The following is a 10,890-nucleotide window of genomic DNA, read 5'->3' as shown; positions in this document are numbered from 1 at the left end:
CCCTGAACACACCCCCGCACGCCCGTCCGCACCCCGCGCCCTGCGCGCAGCGCCGGCGCCGAGGGGGCTCGATGCCCCCGAGGCGCCGTCCCCTTCACCCGCCGCGCTCCTTCACCGTCTCCATCGCGACATGGGTGGAGGTCGCGGTGACATGCGGCAGCCCCGACAGCGTCTCCGCCAGCACCTTGCGGTAGTGCGCGATGTCCCGGGTGCGCAGCTTCAGAAGATAATCGAACCCGCCCGCGATCAGGTGGCACTCCTCGATCTCGGGCACCCGGCGCACCGCCGCGTCGAACGCCGCCAGCGCCGCCTCGCGGGTGTCGCCCAGGCGCACCTCCACGAACACCACATGCGCGGCCCCCAGCGCGCCCGCATCGATCACCGCGCGGTAGCCGCGGATCACGCCCGCCGCCTCCAGCCGCCGCAGCCGCGCCTGGGTGGGCGATTTCGACAATCCGATGCGCGCCGCCAGCGCCACCACCGACAACCGGCCGTCGGCCCCCAGTTCGCGCAGGATCGCACGGTCGAACCGGTCAAGCGGGCGTTCGGTCATTATGGATGGCTCCGGTACAGGATTTCAGGCGACCTTCCTGCACGGTGCCGCAGATCAGGAAGAAGGAAAAGCCCTCCGCCCCTATACTGCCCCACCAGACCCGCCCACGGCTCCGGAGGCCCGCCATGACGCTCGACACGATGATGGACGCCCTCGCAGGCCCGCTGCCGCGCGACCAGCAGACCCTGCTGCCCGACCTGATTGCCACCGCCGATCTGGACGCGCAGGCGCGCGCGCGCATCGTCGACACCGCCGCCGATCTGGTGCGCAGCATCCGCAAGGGCGGCAAGCCCGGCACCGCCGAGGCGTTCCTGGCCGAGTACGGCCTGTCCACCGACGAGGGCATCGCCCTGATGTGCCTGGCCGAGGCGATGCTGCGCGTCCCCGATGCCCCCACCATCGACGCGCTGATCGAGGACAAGATCGCGCCGTCGGACTGGGGCAAACACCTGGGCCACTCCGCCTCGCCCATGGTCAACGCCTCCACCTGGGCCTTGATGCTGACGGGCCGCGTGCTCAAGGACGAGGCGCCCGGCGTCGCGGGCCACCTGCGCGGCGCCATCAAGCGGCTGGGCGAGCCGGTGATCCGCACCGCCGTTGCGCGTGCCATGCGCGAGCTGGGCTCGCAATTCGTGCTGGGCGAGGACATCGACCGCGCCATGACCCGGGCTGCCAAACTCGAATCCCAAGGCTACACCCACTCCTATGACATGCTGGGCGAGGCCGCGCGCACCGCCGGTGACGTCACGCGCTACATGGACGCCTACAGCGGCGCCATCACCGCCATGGGACGCGCCGCGCGCGGCAACGACATCCGCTCCAACCCCGGCATCTCGATCAAGCTGTCGGCCCTGCATCCACGGTACGAGGAAGCCCAGCACGACCGCGTCATGGCCGAGCTGGTTCCCCGCGTCGCCACCCTCGCCCGCCAGGCCCGCGACGCGGGCATCGGGCTGAACATCGACGCGGAGGAAGCCGACCGCCTGTCGCTGTCGGCCCATGTCATCGCCGCCGTTCTGGCCGACGACCGGCTTGCGGGCTGGGACGGCTTCGGCGTGGTGGTCCAGGCCTACGGCCCGCGCGCGGGCGCGATGATCGACTGGCTGGCCGCACTGGCCACCCGGCAGGGGCGCAAGCTGATGGTGCGGCTGGTCAAGGGCGCCTACTGGGACACCGAGATCAAGCGCGCCCAGGTGCTGGGCTGCGACGGCTTCCCCGTGTTCACGGCGAAATCCGCCACCGACGTCAGCTACATCGCCAACGCCCGCAAGCTGCTGGCCCTGCGCGACCGCCTCTATCCGCAGTTCGCCACCCACAACGCGCACACCGTTGCCGCCGTGCTGGAGATGGCCGCCGCGATGGGCGTGGACGCCACCGACTACGAATTCCAGCGCCTGCATGGCATGGGCGAGCGGCTGCATGATCTGGTCATGGCGCGCCACAACACCCGCTGCCGGATCTATGCGCCCGTGGGCGCGCACCGCGACCTGCTGGCGTATCTGGTGCGCCGGCTGCTGGAGAACGGCGCGAACTCCTCCTTCGTCAACCAGATCGTGGACGAGGGCACACCACCCGAGGCCGTCGCCGCCTGCCCCTTCGCGGCGCTGTCCGGGCCCCTGCCGCAATTGCCCAAGGGCCCGGAGCTGTTCGCCCCCACCCGCGCCAACGCCCGCGGCTGGGACCTCGCCGACGCCCGTGACCGCGCGGAGTACGAGGCCGCCCGCGCCCCCTTCCGCACCGCGACCTTCACCGCCCGGCCGATCCTGGCCGACGGCCCGGCCCCGGGCGGCGATCCGGTGGCCATCGTCAACCCCGCCGATCCCTCCGACACCGTGGGCAGCGTGCACCCCGCGACCCGGTCGGAGGTCGACCGCGCCGTCAGCGCAGCCCGCCCCTGGGACGCGCCTGCGTCCGAACGGGCCGCAACGCTCGCCCGCGCCGCCGCGCTCTACGAATCCGAGGCCGGACGCCTGTGTGCCCTGTTCGCCCGCGAGGCCGGCAAGACGCCGCTGGATGCCATCGGCGACCTGCGCGAGGCGGTGGATTTCCTGCACTACTACGGCGCGCAAGCGTCCGCCGTCACCACCCCCCCGCGCGGCGTCTTCGCCTGTATCTCGCCGTGGAACTTTCCGCTGGCGATCTTTACCGGACAGGTGGCGGCGGCACTCGCCACCGGCAATGCGGTGCTCGCCAAACCCGCCGACCAGACCCCGCTGATCGCCCATGCCGCGGTGGAGATCCTGCACCGCGCGGGCGTGCCGCGCGACGCGCTGCAACTGCTGCCCGGCGACGGGGCGGTGGGCGCGTGGCTCACCGCCGATGCGCGCGTCGATGGCGTGGCCTTCACCGGCTCCACCGCCACCGCGCGCAAGATCCAGGGCGCGATGGCGCGCCATCTGGCGCCGGGCGCGCCGCTGATCGCGGAAACCGGGGGCCTGAACGCGATGATCGTCGACAGCACCGCCCTGCCGGAACAGGCGGTGCGCGACGTGCTGGCGTCCGCGTTCCAGTCGGCGGGGCAGCGCTGTTCGGCGCTGCGCTGCCTCTATGTGCAGCAGGACGTGTTCGAGAACTTCCGCGCCATGCTGTTCGGCGCGATGGACGAGCTGCGCCTCGGCGATCCGTGGGACATCGCCACCGACGTCGGCCCCGCCATCGATGCGTCCGCCGCCGAGGCGTTGCGCGCCTACATCGACGCCGCCCGCGCCCGCGGCGCGGTCCTCAAGGAGCTGCCCGCCCCCACGCAGGGCCACTTCGTCCCGCCGACCGTGATCTCCGTCCCCGGCATCGCCGCACTGGAGCGTGAGGTCTTCGGGCCGGTCCTGCACATCGCCACCTTCCGCGCCCGCGACCTGCCGCGCGTGCTGGAGGAGATCAACGCCACCGGCTACGGCCTCACCTTCGGGCTGCACAGCCGGATCGACGATCGGGTGCACCAGGTCGCGGCCGCGCTCCGGGTGGGCAACCTCTATGTCAACCGCAACCAGATCGGCGCGGTCGTCGGCAGCCAGCCCTTTGGCGGCGAGGGGTTGTCGGGCACCGGGCCCAAGGCGGGCGGGCCGCATTACCTCGCGCGGTTCACCACCGCCCCGGCAGCGCGGGCCGACGATGCCTGGCCGTCCCCCGCCACCACCGCAAGGTTGCAGGCCGCGCTGACCGCCGCCGCCCCCGCCAACACCCCGGTGGAGGTCCGCGACATGCCCGGCCCCACCGGCGAATCCAACCGGCTGTCCACCGTTGCGCGCCCGCCGCTGCTGTGCCTCGGCCCCGGCGCGGCCTGCGCGGCGCGACAGGCGGCGGCCGTGCGCGCGCTGGGCGGCGTGGCGGTGGAGGCCGACGGCACCCTGCCACCCGAGGCGCTGGCGACCCTGTCGGGCCTGTCGGGCGCGCTGTGGTGGGGCTGCGCGGACACGGCGCGCGCGTTTTCCATGGCGCTGGCCGACCGCGACGGCCCGCTGCTGCCGCTGATCACCGGCCAGCCCGACGCCGCCCACGCCCTCTATGAGCGTCACCTGTGCATCGACACCACCGCCGCGGGCGGCAACGCGGCGCTGCTGGCCGAGGTCGCGGGCTAGGCCGGGTCGCGGGGCGCGCCGTCCTGCGCGCCCTCGATCTTCAGGCCAAGCGCGTGGATCCGGCCCACCAGATCGCGCCCCAGCGCCGTGTGCACCGCCCGTTCACGCGCAACCCGCCCCAGCGCCGAGAACGCCTCGGCGCGGATGGTCACATGGAAGTGCGTCTCGCCCGAGCCATCATCGCCGGAATGACCCCGGTGGCGGTGACTTTCGTTGACCACCTCCAGCCGCTGCGGGGCGAAGGCCTGCTCCAGTTTGTCGCGAATTTCGTCAACGATCGGCATTTTGCGTGTCAACCCCTTCATTCATCCGCCGAAAAATCTAGACTGCATCGCCCGAGTCGGAAACCCCCGACCGGACCACACGCCGGGGCCCCTCGTGCCCAGATGCTTCGCAGGACCGCACCATGACCGCACGCCAGCCCTTCGACTTCGACATCCGCGTCAGCACCGACAAGAAGCGCCGCACCCGCGGCCGCCGTGGCATGTCCGGCGCGGTGGAGACGTCGACGCGCAGCTGCGAACACCCCGGCTGCGACCGCGCGGGGCAGTACCGCGCGCCGAAATCGCCCGACAGCCTCGATGAATACTGGTGGTTCTGCCGCGATCATGTGCGGGAATACAACCTCAAGTGGAACTTCTTCGCCGGCCAGACCGAGGAGGAGATGGTCGACAGCATGGAGCACGCCCGCGTCTGGGGCCGCGCCACCGATCCCTTCGGCGACGGCGCCAGCGGCGGCAGCAGCGGGCCCAAGCGCGCCGATCAGCGCGCCTGGGCCCGGCTGGGCGTCGAGGACCCGATGGAGATCCTGGGCGACAAGGCCACCCGCAACCCCGGCCGGACCGCCACCTCCTCCCACACCCGCCGCCTGCCGCCCACCGAGCGCCGCGCGCTGGAGATCCTCGACGCCCGCGACAGCTGGTCCCGCGCCGAGATCCGCAAGCAGTACAAGAGCCTCGTCAAGGACCTGCACCCCGACATGAACGGCGGCAACCGCGCCGACGAAGACCGCCTCCAGGAGGTTGTCTGGGCATGGGAGCAGGTCCGCGAAAGCCGCAACTTCCGCGACTGATCCCGCCCCCGGGACCGCCCCCGCATGCCGCCCCTTGCCGGGCCGCACAGCGGGCGCGCGCCCGGCCCGTCGTGCAAATCCACCCCCGATCCCGCAACAGCCCTTCCCCTTGCACCGTTGCGAGATATGCTCCATCACGACGGGCAACCCCGACCGATCCAACGACCGCGCGCCTCCGGGCCGCCCAGAGCAAGCGAGACGAGCATGGCCGACGGCAGCAACGACCTCCCCGCCCGCCCGACCGAGGAAATCTCGGTGCGCGACACCTTCGGGATCGACAGCGACATGACCGTCAAGGGCTTTGCCGAGCGCACCGACCGGGTGCCCGACCTCGACCCGACCTACAAGTTCGATCCCGACACCACGCTCGCGATCCTGGCGGGCTTTGCCTACAATCGCCGCGTGATGATCCAGGGCTACCACGGCACCGGCAAATCCACCCATATCGAGCAGATCGCCGCGCGGCTGAACTGGCCCAGCGTGCGCGTCAACCTCGACAGCCACATCAGCCGCATCGACCTGATCGGCAAGGACGCGATCAAGCTGGTGGACGGCAAGCAGATCACGGTGTTTCAGGAGGGCATCCTGCCCTGGGCGCTGCGCAACCCGGTGGCCATCGTGTTCGACGAATATGATGCCGGGCGCGCCGACGTGATGTTCGTGATCCAGCGCGTGCTGGAGGCCGACGGCAAGCTGACGCTGCTCGACCAGAACGAGATCATCCGGCCGCACCCCAGCTTCCGGCTGTTCGCCACCGCCAACACCATCGGCCTGGGCGACACCACGGGGTTGTACCACGGCACCCAGCAGATCAACCAGGGCCAGATGGACCGCTGGTCGCTGGTCGCGACGCTGAATTACCTGTCGCACGACGCCGAAACCGCGATCGTCCTGTCCAAGAACCCCCACTACAACACCACCGAGGGGCGCAAGACGATCTCGCGCATGGTGACGGTGGCGGACCTGTCGCGCTCGGCCTTCATGAACGGCGATCTGTCCACGGTGATGAGCCCGCGCACGGTCATCGCCTGGGCCGAGAACGCCCGTATCTTCCGCTCCGTCGGCTATGCGTTCCGGCTGACCTTCCTGAACAAGTGCGACGAGCTGGAACGCCAGACTGTGGCCGAGTTCTACCAGCGCTGCTTTGACGAGGAACTGCCCGACAGCGCGGTCTCCAAGAGCCTGGGGTAATACCATGCGCGCCGCGGCCCACGCGGTCGCCCTGGGCGGCTGCCTTCTTGCCGCAGGAGCAGAGGCCGAAGACCTGATGCCGCTGCCCGACGCCATCCGCGCAGGCGCGGACGAGCAGTACATGTTGGTGCGCTGTGCGGCGCTCTACTATTCCGTTTACCTTTACGGAGGGGAAGCACAGCTCGGGTCCGAGAGGGCCGCCGACCTGGAGACACGGATCAACCTGCTGATGCGAACAGCCGCACTGATGCGTATCGAACACGGCATCGACTCCGACGCCGCCGGCACCCAGATCATGCAGGAGACTTCGCGCATCACCGACCTCTACATCGAACGCTACCAAAGGAATTATGCGGCCCGAGGCCTTCCCTTCGCGCCGGATACGGTGTGGGATGCTGACATGGATGCCTGCCGCGAGGTTATGGGGGCCACACATGTCGAATAAATCCAACGACAACCCCGCCGAGCCGTTCAAGAAGGCGCTGGCCGAGGCCACGCGCGCCATGGCCGATGACCGGGAGCTGACGGTCTCCTACTCGGTCGATCCGCCGGGGATGTCGGGCGACGCGATGCGCCTGCCGCAGCTGACCCGCCGCCTGACCAAGGAAGAGGTGCTGATCGCGCGCGGCACCGCCGATGCGATGGCGCTGCGGCGGCGTTTTCACGACACGGGGACCCATGCGCGCTACCTGCCCGCAGGCCCGATGGCGCGCGATCTGTACGAGGCGATGGAGACCGCGCGCTGCGAGGCGGTGGGCGCGCGCGCCATGCCCGGCACCGCCGGCAACATCGACGCCCGCATCGCCCAGGAGGCCGAGCGGCGCGGCTACGGCGGCATCACCCGCCCCGAGGACGCACCCCTGGCCGAGGCCGCCGCCTACATGATCCGCCATCTGGCCACCGGCCGCCCCCTGCCCGGCGGCGCGGGCAATGTGATGGAGCTGTGGCGCGGCTTCATCGAACAGCAGGCCGGCGGCACGCTGGAGGGGCTGGAGGACGCGCTGGACGACCAGACGGCATTCGCCCGCTTTGCCCGGCGGATGATCGACGACCTCGGCTATGGCGACCAGCTCGGCGACGACCCCGATGACGACTCGGAGGACGAGAGCGAGGACGGCACCGACGACGACACCACCGATGAGCCCGAGAGCGCCGACAGCGAAGGCGACGACGAAGGCGAGGACGACACCGACGCCCCCCCCGACGAAGGCCGTGAACAGGACGCCGCCACCGCCGAGATGGCCTTTGACGAAAACGCCGAGGATGAGCTGGCCGAGGACACCGAGCTGCCCGAGGGCGAGATGCCCCCCGAGCCGCCCGCCCCGCCGCCGCACTCGCTGGCCGATCCCGGCTATCGCCCCTTCCTGACCGACCACGACGAGGAGATCCGCGCCGAGGACCTCGCCGACCCGGCCGAGCTCGAGCGGCTGCGCGCCTGGCTCGACCAGCAGCTCGACCCGCTCAAGGGCGCGGTGGGGCGGCTCGCGAACAAACTGCAACGCCGCCTGCAGGCGCAGCAGAACCGCAGCTGGGAGTTCGACCTGGAGGAAGGCACGCTGGACGCGGGACGCCTTGCGCGCGTCGTGGCCAACCCCACCACGCCGCTGTCGTTCAAGCGCGAAAAGGACACCGAGTTCCGCGACACGGTCGTCACGCTCTTGCTCGACAACTCCGGCTCCATGCGCGGACGGCCCATCTCCATCGCCGCGATCTGCGCCGACGTGCTCGCGCGCACGCTGGAGCGGTGCGCGGTCAAGGTGGAGATCCTCGGCTTCACCACCCGCGCCTGGAAGGGCGGGCAAGCGCGCGAGAAATGGCTCCAGGCCGGACGCCCGCAGCTGCCGGGACGGCTCAATGACCTGCGCCACATCATCTACAAATCCGCCGACGCGCCGTGGCGGCGGACCCGCGACAACCTCGGGCTGATGATGAAGGAGGGGCTGCTGAAGGAGAACATCGACGGCGAGGCGCTGGAATGGGCGCACCGCCGCATCACCGCCCGCCCCGAGGCGCGCAAGATCCTCATGGTGATTTCCGACGGCGCGCCCGTCGACGATTCCACCCTGTCAGTCAACCCCGCGAATTACCTTGAAAAACACCTGCGCGACGTGATCGCGATGGTGGAGCGCAAGCGCCAGGTCGAGCTGATCGCCATCGGCATCGGCCATGACGTGACGCGGTACTACTCGCGCGCCGTCACCATCACCGACGTCGAACAGCTGGCGGGCGCGATGACCGAACAGCTCGCCTCGCTGTTCGACCAGGACCCGCGCGCGCGCGCGCGCATGGTCGGCATCCGCAGGGCCATCCGATGAGCGCGCCCGCAGCCCCCGGCCACCAGGGCTTCGATGCCGCCACCCGCCCCGACCAGGGCCCGCCCCGGCTGGCCGCCCTGCGCGGGGCGCTGGCGGCGGCGGGCCTGCAAGGCTTCATCGTGCCGCGCGCCGATGTCCACCAGGGCGAGAACGTCGCCCCCCGGGACGAGCGTCTGGCGTGGCTGACGGGCTTCACCGGGTCGGCCGGGATGGCCGTGGTGCTGCCCACCGCGGCGGCGGTGTTCGTCGACGGTCGCTACCGGGTGCAGGTCCGCGCACAGGTGGACACCGACCACTTCACCCCCGTCAACTGGCCCGCCACCCGCCCCAGCGACTGGCTGCGCGAGGCCGCCCCCAACGGCGCCATCGTTGCCTACGACCCCTGGCTGCACACCCGAGACGAGCTGCGCAAGCTTGAGGCATCGCTTCAAGGAAGCGGCATAACCCTCCAGCCCACAAACAATTTTATCGATCAGATCTGGACCGACCGGCCCGCCCCCCCGCGCGGCGCGATCCGCATCCACCCCGCGCATCTGACGGGCGAGACCTCGGCCGACAAGCGGGCGCGCCTCGCCGAGGGGCTGCGCCGCACAGGCCATCGCGCGGCGGTCCTCAGCCTGCCGGACTCGGTGTGCTGGCTGCTCAACATCCGCGGCGCCGACATCGCGCGTACGCCGGTGGTGCAGGCCTTTGCGATCCTGCACGACGACGCGCGGGCGGATCTGTTCCTCGACCCCGGACGGCTGGACGCGGCGCTGCGGGATCATCTGTCGAACGTCACCGTGCATGCCCCCGACACGCTGCCCGACCGGCTGCGCGGGCTGGATGGCCCGGTGCGGCTCGACCCCGGCTCGGCGCCGGTGGCGCTGGCCGATCTGCTGGGCGCGGGCGTCGCCTGGGCCGAGGACCCCTGCCTGCTGCCCAAGGCGTGCAAGACCGAAGCCGAGCTTGCGGGCATGCGCGCGGCCCACCTGCGCGACGGCGCGGCGGTGGTGGAGTTCCTCGCCTGGCTCTACACCGCCCCCGGCCCGCTGAGCGAGATCGCGGTGGTCGAGGCGCTGGAGGGCTTCCGCGCCGCCACCGGACAGCTCGACGACATCAGCTTCGACACCATTGCCGGCTCCGGGCCGCATGGCGCCATCGTGCACTACCGCGTCACCCGCGACACCGACCGGCCGCTTGCGGGCGATGCTGTGCTGCTGGTGGATTCCGGAGGGCAATACCCCGACGGCACCACCGACATCACCCGGACCCTCGCCATCGGCCCCCCCACCCCGGAGGTCCGCGCCGCCTTCACCCGCGTGCTGCGCGGGCTGATCGCGGTGTCGCGGCTGCGCTGGCCCAGGGGGCTGGCCGGGCGCGATCTGGACGCGCTGGCGCGCGCGCCGCTGTGGCTGGCGGGCCAGGACTATGACCACGGCACCGGCCACGGCGTCGGCGCGGCCCTGGGCGTGCACGAAGGCCCGCAACGCCTGTCGCGCCAGTCCGAGGTCCCGCTGGTCCCCGGTATGGTGCTTTCCAACGAACCGGGCTACTACCGCGAAGGCGCCTTCGGGATCCGGCTGGAAAACCTCGTGGCGGTGGTCGCGGCCCCGCCCCTGCCCGATGGCGACGACCGGCCCATGCTGGCGTTCGAGACGCTGACCTGGGCCCCCTTCGATCGCAGGCTGATCGACCCCGCCGCGCTCCCTCCCGAGGATCGCGACTGGCTCGACGCCTATCATCGCTGCGTGGACGCGCGCCTGTCGGGTGCGCTGTCGCCCGCCGCGCGCGACTGGCTGGCACGGGCAACCGCGCCCCTCGGCCACGGCGCAGACAAACAGGAGACGGCCCGATGATGACCACCCAGATCCGTATCGACCCCGCCGAAGGCTGCTGGGTCGCCCGCGCCGAGGGCGCCATCATCGCCGAAAGCCGCGCGGCACTGATGCTGACCGAAGGCGCGCGCGCACCCGTCATCTATTTCCCCCGCGCCGACGTGGCGATGGCGTTCCTGGAGCCTTCGGCCCGCGTCACCCGCTGCCCGCACAAGGGCGAGACGGCGTATTTCAGCATCATGGGCCCCTCCGCCACCGTCCCCGACGCCGCCTGGTCCTACGAGGCGCCGCTGCCCGGCGTGGCCGGAATCGCCGGTGCGATCGCCTTCGACCCCGCCCTCGTCACGGTCGAACGCATCTGAGGGCG

General features: G+C 71.3%; 9 protein-coding genes. 7 read left to right on the top strand and 2 right to left on the bottom strand.

Annotation, left to right across the window (positions count from 1 at the left end):
• Positions 1-94 precede the first annotated feature (94 nt).
• Positions 95-553, bottom strand: a complete 459-nt coding sequence (locus tag CCR87_RS14110; protein ID WP_201158175.1) for an Lrp/AsnC family transcriptional regulator — start codon at positions 551-553, stop codon at positions 95-97.
• A 125-nt stretch (positions 554-678) separates the two neighbouring features.
• Here CCR87_RS14110 and putA point away from each other — a divergent pair, with 125 nt between their 5' ends.
• Positions 679-4,128 (top strand): bifunctional proline dehydrogenase/L-glutamate gamma-semialdehyde dehydrogenase PutA, encoded by a 3,450-nt coding sequence (gene putA / locus CCR87_RS14105; protein WP_242512029.1) that lies wholly within the window; start codon positions 679-681, stop codon positions 4,126-4,128.
• Here putA and CCR87_RS14100 read toward each other — a convergent pair.
• A complete protein-coding gene (locus tag CCR87_RS14100; RefSeq protein ID WP_201158174.1) occupies positions 4,125-4,412 on the bottom strand; it encodes a BolA family protein in 288 nt (95 codons plus the stop codon). The two genes, putA and CCR87_RS14100, sit on opposite strands and share 4 nt — an antisense overlap.
• Positions 4,413-4,534: 122 nt before the next feature.
• Here CCR87_RS14100 and CCR87_RS14095 point away from each other — a divergent pair, with 122 nt between their 5' ends.
• The 6 genes from CCR87_RS14095 (at position 4,535) to CCR87_RS14070 (ending at position 10,885) form a co-directional block, all read left to right on the top strand.
• Positions 4,535-5,200, top strand: a complete 666-nt coding sequence (locus CCR87_RS14095) for a J domain-containing protein (RefSeq protein ID WP_201158173.1) — start codon at positions 4,535-4,537, stop codon at positions 5,198-5,200.
• 204 nt (positions 5,201-5,404) lie between these two features.
• Entirely contained in the window at positions 5,405-6,391 is a 987-nt protein-coding gene (gene cobS / locus CCR87_RS14090; RefSeq protein ID WP_201158172.1) for a cobaltochelatase subunit CobS, read from the top strand.
• A 4-nt stretch (positions 6,392-6,395) separates the two neighbouring features.
• Positions 6,396-6,836 (top strand): hypothetical protein, encoded by a 441-nt coding sequence (locus CCR87_RS14085; protein WP_201158171.1) that lies wholly within the window; start codon positions 6,396-6,398, stop codon positions 6,834-6,836.
• Entirely contained in the window at positions 6,826-8,706 is a 1,881-nt protein-coding gene (cobT, locus tag CCR87_RS14080) for a cobaltochelatase subunit CobT (protein ID WP_201158170.1), read from the top strand. The genes CCR87_RS14085 and cobT overlap by 11 nt, the downstream gene beginning before the upstream one ends.
• Entirely contained in the window at positions 8,703-10,544 is a 1,842-nt protein-coding gene (locus tag CCR87_RS14075; RefSeq protein WP_201158169.1) for an aminopeptidase P family protein, read from the top strand. Before cobT ends, CCR87_RS14075 begins: the two co-directional genes overlap by 4 nt.
• Positions 10,541-10,885 carry a DUF427 domain-containing protein gene (locus tag CCR87_RS14070; RefSeq protein WP_338048932.1) on the top strand — a complete coding sequence of 115 codons (345 nt, stop codon included), beginning with the start codon at positions 10,541-10,543 and terminating at the stop codon, positions 10,883-10,885. The genes CCR87_RS14075 and CCR87_RS14070 overlap by 4 nt, the downstream gene beginning before the upstream one ends.
• Positions 10,886-10,890 lie beyond the last annotated feature (5 nt).

This window comes from Rhodobaculum claviforme, assembly GCF_016653255.1.
In the GTDB taxonomy this organism is placed as follows: Bacteria; Pseudomonadota; Alphaproteobacteria; order Rhodobacterales; family Rhodobacteraceae; genus Rhodobaculum; species Rhodobaculum claviforme.
The sequence above is the reverse complement of the archived record's forward strand: the minus strand, read 5'-3'. Positions and strand labels throughout refer to the sequence as shown.

Excerpts from the sequence above, each read along its gene's own strand:
- CCR87_RS14110 (WP_201158175.1), bottom strand. The coding sequence starts at position 553 with ATGACCGAACGCCCGCTTGACCGGTTCGACCGTGCGATCCTGCGCGAA.
- CCR87_RS14100 (WP_201158174.1), bottom strand. The coding sequence starts at position 4,412 with ATGCCGATCGTTGACGAAATTCGCGACAAACTGGAGCAGGCCTTCGCC.
- CCR87_RS14085 (WP_201158171.1), top strand. The coding sequence starts at position 6,396 with ATGCGCGCCGCGGCCCACGCGGTCGCCCTGGGCGGCTGCCTTCTTGCC.
- cobT (WP_201158170.1), top strand. The coding sequence starts at position 6,826 with ATGTCGAATAAATCCAACGACAACCCCGCCGAGCCGTTCAAGAAGGCG.
- CCR87_RS14075 (WP_201158169.1), top strand. The coding sequence starts at position 8,703 with ATGAGCGCGCCCGCAGCCCCCGGCCACCAGGGCTTCGATGCCGCCACC.
- putA (WP_242512029.1), top strand. The coding sequence starts at position 679 with ATGACGCTCGACACGATGATGGACGCCCTCGCAGGCCCGCTGCCGCGC.
- CCR87_RS14095 (WP_201158173.1), top strand. The coding sequence starts at position 4,535 with ATGACCGCACGCCAGCCCTTCGACTTCGACATCCGCGTCAGCACCGAC.
- CCR87_RS14070 (WP_338048932.1), top strand. The coding sequence starts at position 10,541 with ATGATGACCACCCAGATCCGTATCGACCCCGCCGAAGGCTGCTGGGTC.
- cobS (WP_201158172.1), top strand. The coding sequence starts at position 5,405 with ATGGCCGACGGCAGCAACGACCTCCCCGCCCGCCCGACCGAGGAAATC.